At 72.0% G+C, this 20,839-nt stretch carries 17 protein-coding genes and 1 pseudogene; 11 read left to right on the top strand and 7 right to left on the bottom strand.

The features are described 5' to 3' along the window. Positions 1-260: pseudogene (locus ABTX62_RS34565) on the bottom strand (DNA-directed RNA polymerase subunit alpha); the annotation flags it as partial. A gap of 1,007 nt (positions 261-1,267) precedes the next feature. Here ABTX62_RS34565 and xynA point away from each other — a divergent pair. The 4 genes from xynA (at position 1,268) to ABTX62_RS34545 (ending at position 4,407) form a co-directional block, all read left to right on the top strand. Next, positions 1,268-1,945 (top strand): endo-1,4-beta-xylanase XynA, encoded by a 678-nt coding sequence (gene xynA, locus ABTX62_RS34560; RefSeq protein WP_352119889.1) that lies wholly within the window; start codon positions 1,268-1,270, stop codon positions 1,943-1,945. Between the two features lie 297 nt (positions 1,946-2,242). Continuing rightward, positions 2,243-2,728, top strand: a complete 486-nt coding sequence (locus ABTX62_RS34555) for a hypothetical protein (protein ID WP_352119888.1) — start codon at positions 2,243-2,245, stop codon at positions 2,726-2,728. A gap of 126 nt (positions 2,729-2,854) precedes the next feature. Then, positions 2,855-3,655, top strand: coding sequence for an SAM-dependent methyltransferase (locus tag ABTX62_RS34550; protein WP_352119887.1), 801 nt, complete (start codon positions 2,855-2,857; stop codon positions 3,653-3,655). Positions 3,656-3,723: 68 nt separating this feature from the next. Next, positions 3,724-4,407 carry a hypothetical protein gene (locus tag ABTX62_RS34545; protein ID WP_352119886.1) on the top strand — a complete coding sequence of 228 codons (684 nt, stop codon included), beginning with the start codon at positions 3,724-3,726 and terminating at the stop codon, positions 4,405-4,407. Between the two features lie 107 nt (positions 4,408-4,514). On the opposite strand, the gene ABTX62_RS34540 is transcribed toward ABTX62_RS34545, so the two are convergent. Next, the gene (locus ABTX62_RS34540) at positions 4,515-5,717 is read right to left on the bottom strand and encodes an MFS transporter (protein ID WP_352119885.1); all 1,203 of its coding nucleotides are present in this window, start codon (positions 5,715-5,717) and stop codon (positions 4,515-4,517) included. Positions 5,718-5,794: 77 nt separating this feature from the next. Here ABTX62_RS34540 and ABTX62_RS34535 point away from each other — a divergent pair, with 77 nt between their 5' ends. The 3 genes from ABTX62_RS34535 (at position 5,795) to ABTX62_RS34525 (ending at position 8,262) form a co-directional block, all read left to right on the top strand. Continuing rightward, positions 5,795-6,787 carry an ArsR/SmtB family transcription factor gene (locus tag ABTX62_RS34535; RefSeq protein ID WP_352119884.1) on the top strand — a complete coding sequence of 331 codons (993 nt, stop codon included), beginning with the start codon at positions 5,795-5,797 and terminating at the stop codon, positions 6,785-6,787. A gap of 10 nt (positions 6,788-6,797) precedes the next feature. Further along, positions 6,798-7,301, top strand: coding sequence for a glutathione peroxidase (locus ABTX62_RS34530; protein ID WP_352119883.1), 504 nt, complete (start codon positions 6,798-6,800; stop codon positions 7,299-7,301). A 76-nt stretch (positions 7,302-7,377) separates the two neighbouring features. Further along, entirely contained in the window at positions 7,378-8,262 is an 885-nt protein-coding gene (locus tag ABTX62_RS34525) for a MerR family transcriptional regulator (protein ID WP_352119882.1), read from the top strand. A 112-nt stretch (positions 8,263-8,374) separates the two neighbouring features. Here the strand turns inward: ABTX62_RS34525 and ABTX62_RS34520 are convergent, their stop codons facing one another. From ABTX62_RS34520 to ABTX62_RS34510, 3 genes are all read right to left on the bottom strand, one after another. Then, positions 8,375-8,566: a DUF397 domain-containing protein gene (locus tag ABTX62_RS34520; RefSeq protein WP_184910227.1), complete on the bottom strand. Its 192-nt coding sequence runs from the start codon at positions 8,564-8,566 to the stop codon at positions 8,375-8,377. 198 nt (positions 8,567-8,764) lie between these two features. Further along, complete coding sequence (locus tag ABTX62_RS34515; RefSeq protein WP_352119881.1) at positions 8,765-9,622, bottom strand: helix-turn-helix domain-containing protein; 858 nt, start codon at positions 9,620-9,622, stop codon at positions 8,765-8,767. Positions 9,623-9,896: 274 nt separating this feature from the next. Beyond that, positions 9,897-10,652 carry a GOLPH3/VPS74 family protein gene (locus ABTX62_RS34510; RefSeq protein WP_352119880.1) on the bottom strand — a complete coding sequence of 252 codons (756 nt, stop codon included), beginning with the start codon at positions 10,650-10,652 and terminating at the stop codon, positions 9,897-9,899. Positions 10,653-10,886: 234 nt separating this feature from the next. Here ABTX62_RS34510 and ABTX62_RS34505 point away from each other — a divergent pair, with 234 nt between their 5' ends. From ABTX62_RS34505 to ABTX62_RS34495, 3 genes are all read left to right on the top strand, one after another. After that, positions 10,887-13,643 carry a D-alanyl-D-alanine carboxypeptidase gene (locus ABTX62_RS34505; protein ID WP_352119879.1) on the top strand — a complete coding sequence of 919 codons (2,757 nt, stop codon included), beginning with the start codon at positions 10,887-10,889 and terminating at the stop codon, positions 13,641-13,643. A 174-nt stretch (positions 13,644-13,817) separates the two neighbouring features. Next, positions 13,818-15,668, top strand: a complete 1,851-nt coding sequence (locus ABTX62_RS34500; RefSeq protein WP_352119878.1) for a DUF8823 domain-containing protein — start codon at positions 13,818-13,820, stop codon at positions 15,666-15,668. Between the two features lie 104 nt (positions 15,669-15,772). Further along, on the top strand, positions 15,773-16,888 hold the full coding sequence (locus ABTX62_RS34495; RefSeq protein WP_352119877.1) for an ADP-ribosylglycohydrolase family protein: 1,116 nt from the start codon (positions 15,773-15,775) through the stop codon (positions 16,886-16,888). Positions 16,889-17,376: 488 nt separating this feature from the next. On the opposite strand, the gene ABTX62_RS34490 is transcribed toward ABTX62_RS34495, so the two are convergent. Both ABTX62_RS34490 and ABTX62_RS34485 read right to left on the bottom strand, forming a co-directional pair. Continuing rightward, positions 17,377-18,945, bottom strand: a complete 1,569-nt coding sequence (locus tag ABTX62_RS34490) for a sodium:solute symporter family protein (protein ID WP_352119876.1) — start codon at positions 18,943-18,945, stop codon at positions 17,377-17,379. Between the two features lie 162 nt (positions 18,946-19,107). After that, positions 19,108-19,893 carry an SDR family oxidoreductase gene (locus ABTX62_RS34485; protein ID WP_352119875.1) on the bottom strand — a complete coding sequence of 262 codons (786 nt, stop codon included), beginning with the start codon at positions 19,891-19,893 and terminating at the stop codon, positions 19,108-19,110. An 85-nt stretch (positions 19,894-19,978) separates the two neighbouring features. On the opposite strand from ABTX62_RS34485, the gene ABTX62_RS34480 reads away from it, so the two are divergent. Continuing rightward, complete coding sequence (locus ABTX62_RS34480) at positions 19,979-20,818, top strand: hypothetical protein (RefSeq protein WP_352119874.1); 840 nt, start codon at positions 19,979-19,981, stop codon at positions 20,816-20,818. The last annotated feature ends 21 nt before the right edge of the window (positions 20,819-20,839 follow it).

The raw sequence follows: 20,839 nt of genomic DNA, 5'->3' as shown, positions 1-20,839 counted from the left end.
GAGGAGACGACCAGCTGCTTGATGTTCAGGATCAGGTCGGTGACGTCCTCCTTGACGCCCGGCACGGTGGTGAACTCGTGCAGGACACCGTCGATGCGGACGGACGTGACCGCCGCACCCGGGATCGAGGACAGGAGCGTACGGCGCAGGGAGTTGCCGAGGGTGTAACCGAAGCCCGGCTCCAGCGGCTCGATCACGAACCGGGAGCGGAACTCGTCGACGACCTCTTCGGTCAACGAGGGACGCTGAGCAATCAGCACGAGGTATTGCCTCCAGTGTGTGGCGCCCGCTATGTGACGCCGTAGACACCACAAAGGGTACGGGGTGGTTCGGCCTGCCGTGCGGCCGAACCGCCCGACCTCGCCCGGGCCCGCTCAGGAGGGGGCTCCCTCACCGGCGGCCCTCCGTGGTGTTCTTCCGTGCTCCACGCGGCCGTTCGGTCCACGAAGAGGAGTCCGGGCCGGCTCCCGGCCGGCCCGGCGGGAGCCCCGCCGAAGCGGCGGTGCGCCACTCCCTGCCAGGCCGCTTCCTGGCACGGGGCACCGTCCGGCGGCCGGTACTCGGCGGCCGCGACGGTCGCCGTCTCCTGATGGGCGGCCCAGGCGGTGACCCTGCCCACGCGGTCGCCCGGTGCTGCGCCGCGCGCAGCGCGAGGGGTGTCCGCGGCAGGTCCTCGCCCTGCTCCCGTTGTGGCGCAGGGCGCGAACCGGGGACCGAGGACGCGATGGACCTGGCCGCCTGCCTGGCCGACGCCCCGCCGAGGCGATCCCCGGCCCTCTGGACCGCTACGAGCCCCTGGCCGTCCCGCGCACCGCCGAGGTCCAGCGGGACTCCCGCGGCAAGGCCCGCATCCTGCACCTTCCCGACGTCCCGGCCCGGCGTCGCAGGGACGCCCGGATGGCGGTCCACACGGCTGCGCGACCGTGCGGCGGTCCACGCGGCTGCGCGACCGTGCGGCGCTCTACGCGCACGAGACGGGCCGCGGCGTGGTTTCGGGCGTGATCCCTCCGGAAGTCTCCCGAAACATTCGATGAACGGATGCTTGCGTTCCGCACCCTGAAGGGGAGGCAGATCCGCACAATGCGGCTCACCGCGACGAACGACTACCTCTTGAACAGGGTGAACATACGACCATCACCCCTGGCAGCGAACCGAATGATTCGCGACCACAGTCGAAACCATTGACAGTTGACAGGGCCCGGCCAACACTCCCGGATGACAGAGCTCCCCCATCGACCACCCCACGAGGACATGGAGGAAGCACCTCATGAACAAGTCAGCCGGCCGTTTGCGGCTGCTCCTCAGCAGCGTCTGCACGATGCTGCTGGTCGCGGCCGCGGCCCTCACGATGCCGGGCACGGCTCACGCCGACACCGTGGTCACCACCAACCAGACGGGCTACGACAACGGCTACTACTACTCGTTCTGGACGGACGCGCCGGGCACGGTCTCCATGAACCTGGCCTCGGGCGGCAGTTACAGCACCTCATGGCGCAACACCGGGAACTTCGTCGCCGGCAAGGGCTGGAGCAACGGCGCCCGCCGCACCGTGACCTACTCGGGCTCCTTCAACCCGTCCGGCAACGCCTACCTGACCCTCTACGGCTGGACGGCGAACCCGCTCGTCGAGTACTACATCGTCGACAACTGGGGCACCTACCGGCCCACGGGCACGTACAAGGGCACCGTCACCAGCGACGGCGGCACGTACGACATCTACAAGACGACGCGGTACAACGCCCCGTCCGTCGAGGGCACGCGCACCTTCGACCAGTACTGGAGCGTGCGGCAGTCGAAGCGGACGGGCGGCACCATCACGACCGGCAACCACTTCGACGCGTGGGCCCGGGCCGGGATGCCCATGGGCAGCTTCAAGTACTACATGATCATGGCGACAGAGGGCTACCGCAGCAGCGGCAGCTCCCACATCACCGTGCGCTCGTGACCGTTTCCTGAACGACGGGCGCGACGGCCCCAAGCCGTCACGCCCCAGGGGCGGTTCCAGAAGGACGGCCCGGGGGCGGCGGCTCCACCACCGCTGCTCGCGTGCCGCTCCGACGCCACCCTGAGCAGGATCTCGCGCGGAGGGACGTCGGCTGACGCACTGCGGGGGCGGGCGGCGCCCACCTCGCGTACGCGGGCTTCACCCGCACCGCGTGGGATGCTCAAACGCCCTGGTGTCCGTCGTACTTGAGTACGCGTGCTCATGACGGCCCCCGCCCCGCTCCTCGATCCTGGGCGTATGACCAATCGGGGAATGGTGGCGGCCGGGGCCGCGCTCGTCAGTGCGGTGCCCGTGGCCGCCTGGGGGCTGATGGGACAGCAGAACCACGACGGGCTGCCGGCGGGTGAGCTCGACTACGCGTTCCAGCCGTGGGACATCGGCGACGGCGTGGCCGCGGTCGCCGGAGGGCTCGCGCTGGTGCCGGCGGCGGCCGGTGCGGCGGTGCTCGTGCGGGGGTCGCTGCGCGGGGTGATGGACCGGAGCTGGTGGGGGGTGCTCGGGCCGCTGGTCGTGCTCGGGCTCCTGGCCGGGGTGGGGTGGCGGATCCTGACCGCGGGGGGTGTCGGAGCCAACATCGGAGCCGGGCTGCTGATCGTCTCCGGTACGCCGGTCGCCGCCGGGCTGCTGCTCTGGTCCCTGGCGTGGGCGTTCTGGCTGGTCACCCAGCGCCACGGGCGCGAGACCGGCGGAGATGTGGGCGGGTTGGCCTCCCGCGGGGTGTAGCACCCGGGCCGTGGCCGAAACTCCACGCCGGGCGGGGGGCGGGAGGGACGACATCCGTACCGCACCAGGGAGTTCTTCTAGGTTGGTGTGCGGTCCCCCTTCCTCACCCTCACAGGAGGCCCCGCCGTGTCCGATGACAGGCTGCGCGACCGTATCGACACCTCCACGCCGCACTCGGCCCGCTTCTGGAACTACTTCGTCGGCGGCAAGGACTACTACGAGGTCGACCGCGAGATCGGCGACCAGATCAAGTCGATCTTCCCGGGGCTCGTCGACGTGGCGGTCACGAGCCGCCGGTTCCTGGGGCGGGCCGTCGGGTATCTGGCCGGTGAGCAGGGTGTGCGGCAGTTCCTGGACGTCGGCACCGGCCTGCCCACCGCCGACAACACCCACGAAGTCGCGCAGCGCGTCGCACCCGACGCCCGGATCGTCTACGTGGACAACGACCCCGTCGTGCTGGCCCACGCCAACGCGCTGCTCACCAGCACCGCCGAGGGCAGGACCGCCTATCTGGACGCCGACCTGTACGACCCCGAGGCCGTCCTCAAGGCCGCCGCCGGCACGCTCGACCTGTCGCGGCCGGTCGGCCTGATGATCCTCAACACCCTCGGCCACGTCGCCGACTACGAGCAGGCGCGCGAGCTGGTGCGGCGGCTCATGGCCGGGCTTCCGGTCGGCAGCCACCTGGTGATCAGTGACAGCACCGCGACCAGCGAGGGCATGATCGCCGCGTCGGAGGCGTACAACGCGAGCGGGGCGGTGCCGTACCACGTGCGTACGGTCGCCGAGATCGCCGGGTTCTTCGAGGGCCTGGACCTGGCCGAGCCGGGGGTCGTGCGGGTGCCCGAGTGGCGACCGGAGGCTTCCGGCGACGCCGCTTCCGGTGCCGCCGTGGACGCGTACTGCGGGGTGGGACGCAAGCCCTAGGCTCCCCCCGGTCACCCGTCCGGGCCGATCACCCCAGCCCCTCGGCGCCCCCACGCGATAATCAGGACATGCCCGCTGCTGACCCCGTCTCCGAGCCCGCCGGCCGGCTTCTCGGTGATCTGCTGGCGGTGGGTGAGGCCTACTCCCTCGTCCTCGCCGGCGGCTCCGCGGTGCTGGCGCACGGCCTGGTGGAGCGGGCCGGGCGGGACGTGGACGTGGCCACCGAGCACCCGGCCGCGATGGAGGTCATCGCCGGCACCGTCCGGTCCGGGCTCGTGGGGCGCGGCTGGCTCGTGCGGACCCTGGAGACCGAGCCGCTGTCCGCCCAGTTCCTGGTCACCGACGCGGCGAGCGGCGCGGAGTGCGAGGTCGGCGTCCACAAGGAGACGCTGTGGCGCCCGCCCGTGCCGACGGAGCTCGGTCCGGCGCTCTCCCTCGACGACCTGGTCGGCACCCGCGTACGGGACCTGGCCGACCGCGGACTCGCACGCGACCTGGTCGACGTGCACGCCGCCTCGGTCCGCTGGAGCCACCCCGAGCTGGAGGAACTCGGCCGCCGCCACGCACCCGACAGCTTCGACCTCACCGACCTCCAGGCCCGGCTGACCGGTACGGACTGGCTGGACGACAGGGCCTTCACCGTCCACGGTCTCGATGTCGCCGCCGTACCCGAACTGCGCCGCTGGGCCCAGGAGTGGGCCGACGACATCGCGGAACGCCTCATCGAGGGCGAGGCCCCGGAGGAGGAGTGACCCGCCCGCCTGTCCCGGGTCGTGGTGGACAACGAGGTTCCCGAGGTGTTCGTCGAGGCCGGGCCGCTTCCGGTGACCGGCACCGGCACCGGCTAGCGGGCGCCTCCTCAGGAGCCGCCCGGCGGGCTCGTCTCAGCAGCGCGCCGTCCGAGTTCCTCCCGCTTCGCCGCGCCCATCAGCAGCGACGTCACCGCCGCCGACCCGACGGCCATCGCGGTCATGGCCCCGGCCGGGGAGGTCAGTTGAGCGAGTGTCCCCGCCAGCGCCGCGGCCACCCCCTGCATCGTGAGCATGCCCGCCGAGTGCAGCCCCAGGGCATGGCCCGTGAGCCCGTCGGGTGTGAGGGCCACCAGTCGTTCCTGCTGCACGAGGCTCGCGCCGAACCCGACGGAGGCCAGCGTGACGGCGGCCGCCGCGAGGGGAAGCGCCGGGTGCAGCAGGAACGGCACGTAGGGGAGGGCGAGGAGCAGCAGGAGAGGGAAACCCAGGCGGGAGCGCAGGCCCGGTGGGAGCACGCGGCCGACCAGCACGTCCCCGGCCAGCATGCCCAGCGCGGCGCAGGCGAAGAGGGTGCCGGCGGAGGCGGGCGCGTAGGAGACGTAGAGGGATTCGCAGCCGACGACGAGGCCGTTGGGGATCCACAGGGCCAGGTAGACCTGGCGGCGGGGCGGGCAGGACCAGAGCAGCGCGTTGGCGCGCCAGGTCGCCGACACCGAGGGGCGGCCCGTCGTACGGGGCGGGCGGCGGGTCAGGCCGAGGCGGACGACCACGGCCGCCAAGGCGTACAGGGCGGCGGCCGCCAGCAGCGCCGGCCGGGGGGACAGCAGGGCCACGAGCGCGCCGCCGCTCGCGTAGCCGGTGATCTGCATGAGGCCGCTCATCATGTTGAAGACCGAGCGGCCGAGCAGATAGCCGTCCTTGGCGAGGATCTCGTTGAGCAGGCCCCAGCGCACTCCCCCGCCCACCGACTCCACCAGCCCTTTGGCGAGGACGATCGCGAAGATCGCCCCGACGGGCAGACCGGGCAGGGCCAGGGCGGCCGTGGCCGCCGCGAACAGCAGGGGCAGGGCGGTCAGTGCGGCACGCGGCGGCAGCCGGTCGGCCGCGGAGAGCAGGAAGGTCGCGCCCAGCACCTGCACCAGCGACGAGCCGAACATGCTCACCGCGGACAGCAGCGGTGACCCGGTCGCCCGGTACACCAGGGTGCCCAGGGCCAGTCCGCCCATGGTCTGGGCGACCGTCTGCGCGGACGCGGCGAGGAAGAACGGGGTGAACTCGGGGGTGCGGAACAGATCGCGGTAGCTGCGCATGGGACGGAGTCTTCGGCGCCCCCGCTCGCGCGGTTACTGTTTCGCGCTGACGCGAAACCTCGGAGAGGAGGTGGCCGGTGGGCTGGTGGCAGATCAACGCCGACACCCTGGCCGGGAGCCGGTTCGTGATATCGCCGTTCGCCGAGGCCTTCGCGAGTCTGCGGCTGTTGCAGGCGGCCGAGGCGGCACATCCGGGCGAGCGACGGTGGCTCGACGACCATCTGCCGGCCTACCGGCGGCGGCTGGCGCGGGACCGGGTGACCGCGCGGCTGATCGGCGCCGGGATCGGGCGGGAATGGACGGCCGACTTCCTCTCCCCCACCCCGCGCGCCGGGGAGACCTTCGAGCAGGGGGTCGCACGGGTGCGGGCGGCCGATCCGGCGGCGGCCCGCACGGACCTCACCGTCTCGCTGCGCGGCCCGGTCCCGGCCCCGCTGCACCGGGACGACCTCCCGGAGCGTGCCGCGGACCTGCTGACGCACGTCTGGACGACGGCCGTACGGCCGTACTGGCCCCAGCGGCGGCGCGTCCTCGAAGCGGATGTGGTCGCGCGGACCGCACAGGTCAGCAGGGGCGGCTGGGCGTCCGCGCTGGACACGCTGCGGCCGGGGACGCAGTGGCTCGGGGAGAACCGGCTCCAGGTCAACGCGCGCGAGTACCCGCCGCGTGAGCTGTCCGGCGCCGAGCTGGTGTTCGTGCCCGTCACGACGCAGCGCGTCGGCTGGGTGGCCTGGGAGGGGACGGACCGGTACGCGCTGGTCTACCCGTGCGCGGGGGCGCTGGCCGATCCCGGCGGCAGGCCGGTGCCCGCGAGCCTCGGCGCGCTGCTCGGCACGGCCCGCGCCGGTGTGCTGGTCCGGCTCGGCTCGCCCCTGAGCACCAGCCAGCTGGTCGCCGTGACCGGGCAAGGGCTCGGCTCGGTCGGGCGGCATCTGCGGGTGCTGCTGGACGCCGGTCTGGTGGAGCGGCGCAGGGCGGGCAGGTCGGTGCTGTACTCGCGGACGGCGGCGGGGCGGGTACTGGTGGAGGCCACCGAGGCCCGCGACCGGCCCGGCACCCGGCGGAGCTAGGGTCTTGCTCATGACGACTACCAACGGTTCCTCTCCCCTCGATGTCGAGATCGGTGCGCTGCAGGGCGGTTCCGCCGACCTGTCCCAGTACGCGGGCAAGGTGCTGCTCGTGGTGAACGTCGCCTCCAAGTGCGGCCTGACCCCGCAGTACACGGGCCTGGAGAAGCTTCACGAGCAGTACGCCGCACGCGGCTTCAGCGTCCTCGGTGTGCCCTGCAACCAGTTCCTGGGGCAGGAGCCCGGCAGTGCCGACGAGATCGCCGAGTTCTGCTCGGCGACGTACGGTGTGACCTTCCCGATGACCGAGAAGGTCGAGGTCAACGGCGAGGGGCGGCACCCGCTGTACGACCGCCTGACCGGCTTCGCCGACGCCGAGGGCCACAGCGGGGACATCCGCTGGAACTTCGAGAAGTTCCTCATCGGCCGCGACGGCCGGGTGGTGGCCCGCTTCTCGCCGCAGACCGAGCCGGACTCGGCGCAGGTCGTGGCCGCGATCGAGGCCCAGCTGGCCTGAAGGCGGCCGGTGGGGCGTTGACCTTGCCCCTGGGTCAGGCCCGAGTGTCCTCGTCATCGGGCGGAAGAGCCGCCCGATGACGGAGGATGCCGTGGTGGACGGACCGGAACGGGACCTGGAACTGCTCACCATCGGGGCGTTCGCCGCGCGTGCCCGCCTGTCGGCGAAGGCGCTGCGGCTGTACGACCGGCTGGGCCTGCTGGCCCCGGCGCACGTCGACGCGGCCACCGGCTACCGCTACTACCGCGCCGGGCAGGTCGAACGGGCCCGGCTCGTGGCCCTGCTGCGGCAGCTGGACATGCCGCTCGCCCGGATCGCCGAGGTGGTCGCGGCCGGTGACGGGCCCTCGGCCGCCGCACTGCTCGGCGCGTACTGGGCGGACGTCGAGGCGCGGGTGGCGGGGCAGCGGACGCTCGCCGAGTACCTCCGTGGACGGCTGTCGGGGAGGAGCTCCGAGATGTACGGGAAGTTCACGGTCGAGACGGTGGAGGTGCCCGCCCAGGTGGTGATCTCCGAGAAGCGGCACACCCTGGCGGACGAGCTGCCCGCGTGGATCGGGGCGGCGCTGGGCCGGTTGGAGGAGGCGGCCCGGGAGTGCGGGGGCGTGGCCGGGGTGCCGTACGTCGCCTATCACGCGGAGGTGTCGATGGAGAGCGACGGCCCCGCGGAGGCGTGCGTGCCGGTGGCCGACGAGGCGGCGGCCCGGGCCTGGGCGGAGCGGCGGGGGAAGGCGTGGGAGACGGCGGTGCGGGTGGAGCCGGCCCGGCGGCTGGCCTACACCAGGATCACCAAGGCGCAGGTGGCGCACCCGCAGATCCTGGCCGCCTTCGAGGCGGTGGAGGAGTGGATGGCGGCGGAGGGGCTGACGGCGACCGGCCCCTGCCGGGAGCTCTATTTCGCGGACTGGGCGGCGACGGGCCCGGGGGACCCGGCGTGTGACGTGGCGTTCCCGGTGAGCTGATCCCGGAGTTCCGCGGGCACAAGCGGAGCCCTCTCGGCAAGGACGGCGATTCTGGTCGAGAGGGCTCTGTCGGTGGTGCTTGTGGTGCTCGTTGTGCTGTCGATCGCGGGGATCAGGCCTTGACCGAGGCCACGAAGGCGCTCCACGCGTCGGCGGGGAACGCCAGTTTGGGGCCCTCGGGAACCTTGGTGTCCCCGAGCTCCAGGGCCTCGTCGACGGTCGACCTGACCATCACGCACGCGCCGTTGTTGTTGGTGTAGGAGGACGTCGTCCACGTTTCCGTGGCGCCCAGACGAATTGCCATGTTTGCTCCGTTGCCAGTTGCGTTTACGCCAACCGGTGCTGATGGTTGGCGTGATCGACGCTACTCGCCAACCTCCTCGTTCGAAGCAGCCATTCACTCGACTGGATGGCATATTCCAGGGGTGACTTCCAGTCAGGCGTGTCAGGGGTGTAACATCCCGCGCTTTCACCCCACCAGAGGTCCGCGCCCGACGTCAGGTCAGCGCGCGTACTCCTTCGCCACCCGCTCGATGAGCTGCCGGGACTGGTCCACGTTCAGCGACTGGGCGCGCAGGTGCTCGTACATCACCGTGTACTTCTGCACGTCGAGCGGCTTCTCCAGATACAGGTCGCTGGTGACGCCCTCGATGTAGACCACGCTCGAATCGGCCGCGTCGGCGAACTCCAGGATCGAGTACTGGCCGTTGATGCCCGCGTGCGCGCCGACCTCGAACGGCAGGACCTGCACGGTGATGTGGGGCAGCTGCGACATCTCGATGAGGTGCTCCAACTGCTCGCGCATCACCGGCCGGCTGCCGACGATCCGGTGCAGGGACGCCTCGTCCAGGACCACCCACAGCCGCAGCGGGTCCGTGTCGGCGGTGATCCGGCCCTGCCGGCGCAGCCGGACCTCGACGCGCTTGTCGTTGTCCGCCTCCGACGCCTCGGGCGAACCGCCGCGGATGATGGCCTCGGCATACGCACGGGACTGCAACAGACCGGTGATGATCTGGGGTTCGTACACTCTCAGCGACTCGGCGTCGGTCTCCAGGCCGATGTAGACGCTGTAGGGGATGTCCCCGAAGGCGTGCCACCAGCCCTGCTGCCGGGAGTCCTTGGCCATCTGCATCAGCGAGTCGACGATGCGCTGGTCCTCGACCTCGTAGACCCCGCACAGGTCGCGGACGTCGCGTTGGCTGATGCTGCGCCGCCCGTTCTCCAGGCGGCTGATCTTCGACTGCGACACCAGCAGCCGCTCGGCCACCTCCTCGGCCGTCATGCCCTTGAGCTCCCGGAGCCTGCGGAGCTCCTGGCCCAGCCGGCGCCGCCTGACGGTGGGATTGACATTGGACGCCACGGGACGTGCACCTCCGGCTGCGTGCCTCTACTTTGCGTATCTGCTGCTGAGCAGACTGCCACCAAGGTGCTTACTACCGCTGGGAAACGGTGGATATGCGACGGGTACACGCCAGTTCGGGCACGGCACGCCGAGCGGGGCGGAGAGAGTGTGCGCTCTCTCCGCCCCGCTCGGACAGCGGCTCCCGTGACCGGGCTCGTGGGCCCCATGGAGCATGTGGGGCGTTGGTGCGTGGTGCGTGTGCCGGTCGTGGGTCGTGCCGGCGCGGCGCGGCTCAGTGGGCCGCGACGCGCGCCATGGTTCCGTGACGCGGTTGCATCGGAACGCCTCGGGCGGGTTCCGGTGCGGGCCTGGCTCCGCCGGCGGCCTGACGGCCGGACGGTGCCGGGTTGCGGCGCGGCTGGGCCGCCACGCCGTTCTGGACGTCCATCACCGCGTGCGCGACGAGGCCGCCCATGGGGTCGTGCCTGATCAGGTCCCGCAGCCGGGATCGAGAGGAACGCCCCTCGTTGCCCGGGTACAGGTGCTTGCCGAGGCCGACCGCGTGAGCGAGGGCGGCGAGCGCCGCGGTCCGCGGGTCCGGCGGTACGCCGGTGCGGATCGCGGAGTCCAGCCGGGCCCTGATCTCCCGGCTGATCTCGGTGTCCGTCGCCTGGTAGCGAGTCGTCGGCAGCACTCCGCACATCTGACCGGCCACGGCATGCACCATGCCGCACCGCTCCAGATGCGAGAGGTAGGTCTGGCGGAGCCCGAGACGCGGCCCGCCGATCCAGTGGACGGCGCGCACGGGAGCGCCACGCCGTCGCAGCAACTCCAATGCGCAGTCCAGTGTTGGATCTCCTGTCGGCCGTGGTGCCACCACGGCGATACGATCCCCGTCTGGGGCTATCCGTCCGGCCAGCGCCAGCTCCACTAGCTGTGCTCCGGCCAGACCGAGGTCGAGCGACTGCGGCTGTGCGGTGGTACCCGTGGTCGGGTCCAGCGCCAGCAGCAGAAGCTCCTCCGGAAGTGTTCTGCGGCTCCTGCCCATCCATGCCTCCCCGCGTGGATGAAAGACAGGGTGACCCCTCTCACATTGGTCTGTCGAGGGTGCGTGACCGGTTCGTAGTGGAACCAGTAGGTATGTCGTTCTCGTCTACCGGATGGGTTTGGCCCGCACACAGGACACTGGTACATGGTTCGGACAGCGCCGAGCGGTGTCACGGGCGGCGGTTCACGGTTCGGTACGCGTACGCGGGGAGTGCGGCGCGAGGAGGAGGCATCGGTGGCGGGCGAGTCCCCCGACAGGTCGAAGCAGCGCGAGTCGTCGGCACCAAGGACGTCGGGGAGCGCGAGTCCGGTTCCGGAGGCCAGGAGTGAAGCCGCCGACCCGCGGCTCGCGGTGGCCCGGGACGCGGAGAGGTCCTCGGCGCGGGGTGCTGCCGACACGGCGACCCGCGTGCTGTCCACCCGGACGGCGGAGGACCCCGAGAACAGCGAGCGCGCCGCGCGCGGCTCGGACACGGAGAGCGACACCGAGGGGCGCGCGTCCGGCTCCGCCGAGGGGTCCGGGGGCGCCAAGGGGTCCGGCGGGTCCGGGGCCGGGGGCGGGAAATCATCCGAGGCCGACGCCGGGGGCGGTGACGGGCGGCTGAGGGATGCGGTCGCCGCGTGGGTCGCCTCGGCGGACGGGGGCGAGAAGCCCGCCGCCGCCAGCGGCGACGGCGGGGACGCCGAAGACGGCCGAACGGCTGCCGAACACACGGACGAGCCCACCGAGGCCGACACGGACGGTCAGGAGGCCGGGAAGGCCGCCGGAGCGCCGGAGGCCGGCCCGGACGCCGAGGACGAGCGTGCGGACGGGTCCGCGAAGAACGACACCGACGCGAGGGGCGCCGAGCGCGCGGCCGGGCCTGCCGAGAGCGGCACAAGCACGGGAACGGACGCCACGGGCCGCCGTGAGGCCGAGCGCGACGAGGCGCCCCAGGACGCCACGGACGAGGCCGACAAGCCCGGGGAGGACCGTTCCGCCACGCGCGGCAGCGCGAGCGTCACCGCGGCCGGTGAGAAGTCGGGCGAGAAGACCAGCCACACCGGCCACAAGGCCTCCGGGCCCGCGGACCCGCGAATCCCCGGCCCGTCCAACGCCACGCCGAAGTCCACCGCCGCCAAGGCCACGCCGAAGTCCGCCGACGCCCCGGCCCCTGACACCAAGGCCGAGCCCGAGGACGCCGTCCCCCAGGACGCGCCCCAGCCCACCGACGCCAAGGACGCCAAGGACGCCGACGGCAAGCCCTCGCCGAAGGACACCGGCGCCAAGGCCCCCGACGCCAAGGACGCTGACCGCACACCCGACGCCCCCGACGCCGAAGGCGTGGCCAAGGCGCCCGCCGTCGCGGGTGAGGCACCCGCGGACAGCGTCGGCAAGGACGAGCCCGGCACGACCGAGGGCGGCGGAGCCGCCGGCACCGGCACCGCGCCCGCGTCGGACGACGGCACCGACGACGCCCCGGCCGAACGCCCCGTCGACCAGCCCACCGCCGTCTTCAAGGCCGTGCGGCCACCCGTCGATCAGCCCACCACCATGCTGAAGCTCGGGGGCGGGCCCAAGGACGCGCCCGAGAAGGATGCCGAGCGGACCAGCAAGTTCGTCGCGCTGAAGCCCTTGGACGAGCCGGCGGTCAAGAAGCCGGCCCCGGCCGAGGCCACCGCGCCCGTCCCCACCGTCGGCCCCGAGCGGACCACGCAGCAGCCGCTGCCGCCCAAGCCGCCGCTGGACCTGCTCGCCGAGCTGACGAACACCCCGCCGCCCCCGGAGACGCCGCTGCGGACGGCCGCCCGGCGGGTGAAGATCTGGACGCCGCTGGTGCTGCTGCTGGTGGTCGTCTTCGCGGTCGTGCAGAGCGTGCGCCCGCTGCCCACGCCCACCCTCGAACTCACCGCGAAGGACAGTTACACCTTCGAGGGCGGCAAGGTCGACATCCCCTGGCCCGCCGAGGGCCAGGCCGCGCTGGACGTCCAGGGCATCGGCACCTTCGGGTCCTCCGGTGAGCAGAAGCCCGTCCCGATCGCGAGCGTGGCCAAGGTCATGACCGCCTACCTCGTCCTGCGCGAGCACCCGCTCAAGAGCGGCGAGGACGGTCCGAAGATCCCGATCGACCAGGCCGCCCAGGACCAGTCCGACGCCGGCCAGGAGTCCACCGTCGACGTCACCAAGGGCGACGAGATCACCGAGCGGGAGGCTCTGGAGAGCATCCTGATCGCGTCCGCGAACAATGTGGCGCGGCTGCTGGCCCGCTGGGACGCGGGGTCCGAGAAGGCGTTCGTGCAGAAGATGAACGACGCCGCCGAGGACCTCGGCATGAAGAACACGACGTACACCGACCCGTCGGGCCTGAACAACACGACCGTCTCCACGGCCGTGGACCAGGTGAAGCTCGCCAAGGCCGCCATGCAGCAGCCCGTCTTCCGCGAGGTCGCGACGATGATGTCGTACGTCGACTACAAGGGGAAGAAGCACGACAACTGGAACCGGCTGGTCGGCTACAACGACGTCACCGGCATCAAGACCGGCACCACCACCTCGGCGCTCGGCAACCTCGTCTTCTCGGCCAAGAAGGACGTGAACGGCGAGACCCACCGGATCATCGGCGCGGTCGTGCGCCAGCCCGCCGGCGGCCCGGACAACACGATCCTGGGCGCCGCGCTCCACGAGGGCGACAAGCTGATCCGGGCCGCGCAGGGCGCGCTGGAGTCGGCGACGATCCTGAAGAAGGGCGATGTCGTCGGGTACGCCGACGACGGTCTCGGCGGCCGCACGCCGGTCGCCGTCACCGAGGACGTCACGGCCGTCGGCTGGGCGGGTTTGTCCGTCAAGCTCACGTTCGCCGGGGACGACCTGCCGCACACCGCCGAGGCCGGCACGAAGGTGGGCACGCTCACCGTCGGCGACGGCACCACCAGCGCCGTGAAGGTCCCGGTCGCCCTCCAGAAGGACCTGGTGGAGCCGGACTTCGCGGCCAAGCTCACGCGACTCGGCTGATCCGGGGCGCGTGCCCGCACCACCGCACCCCGCCGGTGACGGCCCGTCCGGGCACTGTCCGGCGGGGTGCGTGCTAGCGTCCCGAATCGGGGACAGGCCGCCGTTCGCGGTGGCGCGGCGGTGAAGCCGGGAAGAACACGAGAAGAGAAGACGGGACACGGGGAGTGCCTTCGAGTGGCCACTGCGGAGCCGACACACGCAGACGACGCCGATCCGGGCTCGGTATCGGGCCCGCGAATAGGCGTACCCGGGGCGCGGGACGCCGGCGCGTCTGAAGACAGCGGGGAGCGGTTCGAGTGGCCGGCCCCCGTACTGGCGTTGCGTGAGCGCATGCTGCGGCATCCCATCCTGTCGATCACCGGCCTGGCCGCGGCGCTGCACATCCTCTGGTTCTTCACGTTCGCGAACAGCGGAGGCGATCTGGCCGCGCAGGACGCGTGGGCGGAGTTCGTCGGCCGGCATCCGGACTCGGCGTACAACCTCGCCTGGTACGGCGGGATGCACCCGGTCTCCTACAGCGTGGTGTCGCCGTATCTGATGTCCGTGCTGGGCGTGCGGACGACGATGATGATCGCGGGGACGGTCTCGGCCGGGCTGCTGACCCTGCTCCTCCTGCGCAGCCGGTCGGTCCGCAATCCTCTGTGGGCGTCGCTGGCGGGCGTGTTCGGGCTGTTCTGCAACGCGGTGTCCGGGCGCGTCACGTTCGGGCTGGGCATGATGTTCGCGCTCGGCGCGGTCGCCGTCGTGTTCTGCTGGCCGTACCGGTGGCGGTTCAAGCGCTGGGCGAAGGCGCTGAGCGCGGCGCCGCTTGCCGCGCTGGCCACCATGGCGTCGCCGGTCGCGGGCCTGTTCGTGGGTCTGGTGGCGGTGGCGCTGTTTCTGCAGAAGCGGCGGCCCGGCGCGTGGGCGCTGGGTCTGGCGCCCAGCGCGGTGGTGGCGGTGTCGGCGTGGCTGTTCCCGTTCTCGGGCACGCAGCCGATGGTGATCGGCTCGGTGCTGCTGCCGCTGGCGTTCTCGGTCCTCGCCTACGTGCTGGTGCCGCCGGAGTGGAAGACGGTCCGGCTGACGGCGGCGGTGTACGGCCTGGGAGTCGTGCTGGTGTGGCTGATCAGCTCCCAGATCGGTTCGAACATCACGCGCCTGGCGATGCTGTTCGCCGGGGTGGCGCTGGTCGCCGCGCTGCCGTTCACGGTGCCGCGCAGCCGCAAGTGGTACACGGCCGTCGTGGCACTGTGCGGTTTCGGGGTGTGGATCGGCTTCAAGACGGTCGACGACATCGTGCACACGGCCCCGGCGGCGTCCTGGTCGCGCGAGCTCGCGCCGCTGGTGAACGAGTTGCAGGAGGTCGGCGCCGAGAAGGGCCGGGTCGAGGTGGTCCCCGCCCGTTCGCACCGCGAGGCCTCCGCCCTCGCCCCGTACGTCAATCTGGCCCGCGGCTGGAACCGCCAGGCCGACATGGAGCGCAACCCCCTCTTCTACGACGACACGCTCAACTCGGCGAACTACCACGAGTGGCTGAAGCGCTGGGCCGTGCACTACGTCGTGCTGCCGAAGGGCGAGCCGGACGGTGACGGGGGTCAGCGGGAGCGGGCGCTGGTGCGGCGCGGGCTGCCGTATCTGACCCAGATCTGGGGCAACGACACCTGGCAGCTGTTCAGGGTGACGGCCCCGACCCCGCTGGCCGGGCCGAACGCGGTGGTCGAGCGGGCCGAGCAGGGCGAGATGACCCTCCAGGTGAGCAAGGCGGGCCGGATCCTGGTCCGCGTCCCGTACTCGCCGTGGCTGAGCATCGTCGACGCGGAGGGCAAGAGCCTGAAGCCGCCGCAGGAGACGGAGGAGTCCAAGAGCCGCCCCGAGGGCGAGCCGAAGACGTACGTGAACGTCAACGGCTGTCTGGCGGAGACGGAGGAGGACGCGCAGGGCGACAAGTGGACGGAGCTGCTGGCCCCCAAGGCCGGGACCTACCGCCTGGCGGCGCCGTACCAGCTCCCGCGGGGCACGCCCTGCCCGGAGGAGCTGCGCTGACCGGTCCGCGGTCCGCCCCTCTCGCGCCCCTCTGAACCCACCGTCCCCGTTCGATTACAGTGCTGAGCTGTCGTACGTGTGGACGGTGCCCTGGGGAGGTCTAGGTGGGTGCGACTGCCGGTGCCGTCTGGGGCCGTACGGAGCAGCAGAACTTCCGCAGCCGGGTACGGGGCACCATCCTGGGCGTGGGCGTGGGGGACGCGCTGGGGACGCCGGTCGACGGGCTGACTCTGGAGGGAATCCGGGAGGCGCACGGGGCGGAGGGCCTGGTGGACCTGGCCCCCGCCTACGGCAGACGCGGCGCCGTCACGCATCTCACCCAGCTCACCCTGTTCTCCGTCGACGGTCTGATCCGGGCCCAGGTCAGGCGGGACACCGGTGCCTGGCATCCCCCGACCGATCTGCACCGGGCGTATCTGCGCTGGGCCGCCACGCAGCGCGACTGGGGGCCCGACGAGCGGCGCAAGGAGGACGGGTGGCTGGCGCGGGAGGAGTGGCTGTACGCGCGGCGGGGCCCCAGCCGCGCCCTGCTGCTGGGGCTCGGCGACCAGACCATGGGGACGCCGGAGGCGCCGAAGAACCCCGGTGAGGCCGGGCCCGAGGCGGCCGCCCGGTCCGCTCCGTTCGGGCTGCTCGTGGGCTGGGAGCCGCAGTTGGTCGTCCAGCTGGCCGTCGAGTGCGCGGCGCAGACCCACGGCCATCCCACGGCCTCGCTCGCGGCGGGCGCGTACGCCGTGATCGTGCACGCGCTGGCTCTGGGCGAGAGTCTCGACGGTGCCGTGCAGCGGGCCTTCGGGCTGCTGGCCGCACGGCCGGGGCACCAGCCGGTGTCGGACGCGCTGCAGCAGGCGCTGGGCGCGGTACGGCAGGGCATGCCCGGCCCGGAGCGCGTGGCCGAGCTGAGCGGGGCGGGTACGGCGGAGGGGCTCGTCGCCGCAGCGGTGTACTGCGCGCTGGTCGCGGCCGATGTCCGGCACGGGCTGTGTCTGGCCGTGAACCACGACGGCCCGTCCGCCGCGACCGGTGCGCTGACCGGTGGTCTGCTCGGCGCCCTGCACGGCGAGACCGCGCTGCCGCCGGGGTGGCTGGCCGAGCTGGAGGGCCGCCCCACCATCCTGGAACTGGCCGACGACTTCGCCATGGAGATGACCCAGGGCCCGTCCCTGCACGGCCCGGGAGGCTCCTCCCCCGGCTGGCTCGCCCGCTACCCGAGAGCCTGACCGGCGGCCCCACCAGGCCGCCGGACGACCACGTCCGGGGTGCCGGGTGCCCCACGATCCGGAACCGGCACCCACCCGCCCCTGAGCGGCATCGGCCGCCGGCACGCCCCTCGGTGACCGCCGGCAGGCCCGCGGCGGGGCCGCCCCCGGCAAGGGCCACCGCCCCGGCCCGGTCACGGTGCGCGCCGCGGCACGCCGCCGAAGCGGCACGCCCCGCGGCGCACCGATGAAGCACCGAGCAGTCCCTCGGCAGGCCCCGCCGCCCCGGGTCGGTCGCGGCCGGTACGTCGACATGGTGCCGGGCGGCACGCCCCCGACGCGGGAGTGGCCGCCCGGCGCGGCGGGACCTTCGGCGCGGTTCGTCCCCGGCACCTGGCGACGGCGGGACCGCCGGCTCGCCGGTTGTCCGGAACCGCCGCCGGGCGGCCGCTCCCGCGTCGGGGGCGGTCGCCCGGCAGGTGCTCGGTGGGGCCGGCCGGGCCGTGGGGTCAGTTCTTGACCGTGCGGACCACCTCGTCCGCGGGGCCGGCCGGTGCCGGGATCGTGACCGCCGCCGCACCGTCGTCGTCGGTGTTGATGCGCTCGATGATCGCCAGCCGCTCCGGGGTGTCCTCCGGCCTGATGTAGCCGACGAGGATGTAGAGGACCAGTGACACCGCCAGCGGGATCGACACCTGGTACTGGAGCGGCACGCCGCCCTCGACGTTCCAGTTGATCGGGTAGTTCACCAGCCAGAAGGCGAGCAGGCCCATCGACCAGCTGACCAGGGCCGCCGTGGGTCCGGAGCGGCGGAACGCGCGCAGCAGGCCCAGCATCATCGGAATGGCCATCGGGCCCATCAGACCGGCCACCCACTTGATGACGACCGTGATGATGTCCTTGAACGCGGGCGAATTGACCTGGGTCGCCGCCGCCATGGACAGGCCGAGGAAGACGACCGTGGCGATCCGGGCGACCCGCAGGCCCTGGCTCTGGTTCCAGGTCCGGGCCCTCGCCCAGATCACCGGCGCGCAGTCCCGGGTGAACACGGCCGCGATGGCGTTGGCGTCGGAGGAGCACATGGCCATGGTGTGCGAGAAGAACCCGACGATGACCAGGCCGAGCAGGCCGTGCGGCAGGAGTTGTTCGGTCATCAGGGCGTAGGAGTCGGAGCCGTCCGGCTTCTGCGAGTCGACCAGCAGCGGCGACATCCACATCGGGAAGAACAGCACCAGCGGCCAGACCAGCCAGAGGATCGCCGACAGGCGGGCCGAGCGCTCGGCCTCCTTGGCGTTGGGCGTGGCCATGTAGCGCTGGGCCTGGTTGAGCATGCCGCCGTTGTACTCGAAGAGCTTGATGAAGAGGAACGCGAGCAGGAACACCGTGCCGTACGGCCCGACCAGCGGCTTCTCGTGGCCCTGGAGTTCGGGCGAGTCCCACACGCCGAAGAAGCCGCCGTGGTCGTCGAGGCGTACGAACACCGCCACGAACATCGCGATGCCGGCCAGCAACTGGATGATGAACTGCCCGAGTTCGGTCAGCGCGTCCGCCCACAGGCCGCCGATGGTGCAGTAGATCGCCGTGATGGAGCCGGTGATGAGGATGCCCTGGTTGAGGGAGATCCCGGTGAAGACGGACAGCAGCGTGGCGATCGCCGCCCACTTCGCGCCCACGTCCACGATCTTCAGCAGCATCCCGGACCAGGCCAGCGCCTGCTGCGTCTTGAGGTCGTAGCGGTTCTTCAGGTACTCCAGCGGGGAGGCCACATGGAGCCGTGAGCGCAGTCGGTTGATGCGCGGGGCGAACAGTTTCGACCCGATGGCGATGCCGAGGGCGATGGGGAAGGACCAGGTGACGAAGGAGGTGACGCCGTAGGTGTAGGCGATGCCCGCGTACCCGGTGAACATCACCGCGCTGTAGCCCGACATGTGGTGCGAGATGCCGGAGAGCCACCACGGCATCTTGCCGCCGGCGGTGAAGAAGTCGCTGACGTTGTCGACGCGTTTGTGCGACCAGACGCCGATCGCGACCATCACGGCGAAGTAGCCGATGAGCACGGCCCAGTCGAGACCGTTCATGAATCCCCTTCCACGGTGCTGCCGCCAGGGTCAGGCATGTGAACTCTGGGTTCGGTGATGTGTGCACGGCAAGCAAGAGGAAGGTCAAGACCACGTAAAATAGTTCGGTGAGGTGACCTCGGTTCATGTACGTGGACGGGAGGGTGTGGCCGGAAACCGCCGTCAGCGCATCAGCTCACCGGCGTTCACCAGGAGCGACTGTCCGGTGATCGCCCGCGCCCGGTCCGACGCGAGAAACACCGCCGCATCCGCCACGTCCCCGTCCGTCGCCAGCTCCGGCAGCGCCATCCGGTCGGACAGCCTGCCCAGCACCTCCGCCTCCGACACCCCCTCCGACTCCGCCGCGAACTGCACGTACGCGCGCACCGGCGGCCCCCACATCCAGCCGGGCAGCACGGTGTTGACCCGGATCCGGTACGGCCCGAGCTCCCGCGCGAGTGAGTACATCGCGCTCGTCAGCGCCCCCTTCGACGCCGCGTACGCCGCCTGCCGCACCTGCGAGGGGGCGGCCACCGCCGACTGCGTCCCGATGAACACCACGGATCCACCGCCCTGTTTCAGCAACGGCAGACAGGCCCGCGTCATGCGCAGCGTGCCCAGCAGGTTCACATCCAGCACCGTCCGCCAGGACGCGAAGTCGGCGTCCTCCAGCCCGCCGAAGCAGTTGTCGAGCGCGGCCACGTGCACGACGGCGTCGATCCCGCCGAACCGCTCGCGCGCCACCTCCGCCAGGGCCTCGCACTGCGCCTCGTCGGAGATGTCCGTGGCCCGGTACGCGGCGCACGCCCCGCCGGGGTCGATCTCGGCGGCCGTCTTCGCCAGGCTCGCCTCCGTGCGGGCCCCGAGCACGGCCCTTCCGCCGTCCCGTACGACCGCCGCCGCGACCTGCCGCCCGAGCCCGGCCCCGACCCCCGACACGACGACCGTCTTCCCCGCGAGCAGTGACATGGCAGGACCTCCCCGGACCGGAACCCTGGCGTTCTATCTGACGGAGCGTCAGAGTATGAGCGAGCCGCCGACGAAGGGGAAGGGCATGAGCGAGGACACCCGCAGCGAGCTGTACGCCGAACTGGCCGCCGTCGGCCCCTACGGCACCCACCCCGGGCACGCCCTCATCACCATGGTCGAGCCGCACCCGGGCCACGAGTACGCGTACAACCGCTGGTACGAGGACGACCACTACTACGCCGGCGCGATGGCCATGCCCTGGATGTACGCGGGCCGCCGCTGGGTGGCGACACGGGACCTCCAGCTCCTGCGCTACCCCGAGAAGTCGGCGATCGCCCAGCCCGTCACCGCCGGCTGCTACCTCTCCACGTACTGGATCACCGCCGGCCGCTATGACGACCACATGCGCTGGACGGTCGCCATCAACAAGCGCCTCAACCGGGACGCCCGCGTCTACCACGACCGCACACACGTCCTCACCGCGTTCCAGCACCACGAGGCGACGGTGTACCGCGACGGAGCGGCCGGCCCCCGCGACGTCCACGCCCTCGACCACCCCTACGCGGGCCTGGTCCTCCAGGTCGTCGAGTCGGACACCCCCGGGCAGCGCGTCTCCCTCCTGGAGTGGCTGCGCACCCGCCACCTCCCCAAGCGCCTGGCGGGCTCCCCGGCCGCGCTGGTGACGGCCTTCAGCCCGACGCCCCTGCCCGGCGACCGCATGACCTATGTCAAACAGGTCGAGGGCGTCGGCACCCGGCTGACCCTGCTGTGGTTCCTCCAGACGGACCCGAGGGAGTGCTGGGACCCCTGGTTCACGGGCCTCGACGCGGCGGTGGCGGAGTCGGGCCTGGGCAGGGTGGAGCTGGTTGCCCCGTTCATCCCGACGGTGCCGGGCACGGACACGTACGTGGACCGGCTCCGCTGAGCCGGGTGCGTCAGACGGCGA

This window comes from Streptomyces sp. NPDC096046, from assembly GCF_040303285.1.
Taxonomy (GTDB): Bacteria; Actinomycetota; Actinomycetes; order Streptomycetales; family Streptomycetaceae; genus Streptomyces.
This window is presented reverse-complemented; position numbering and strand designations above follow the sequence as displayed.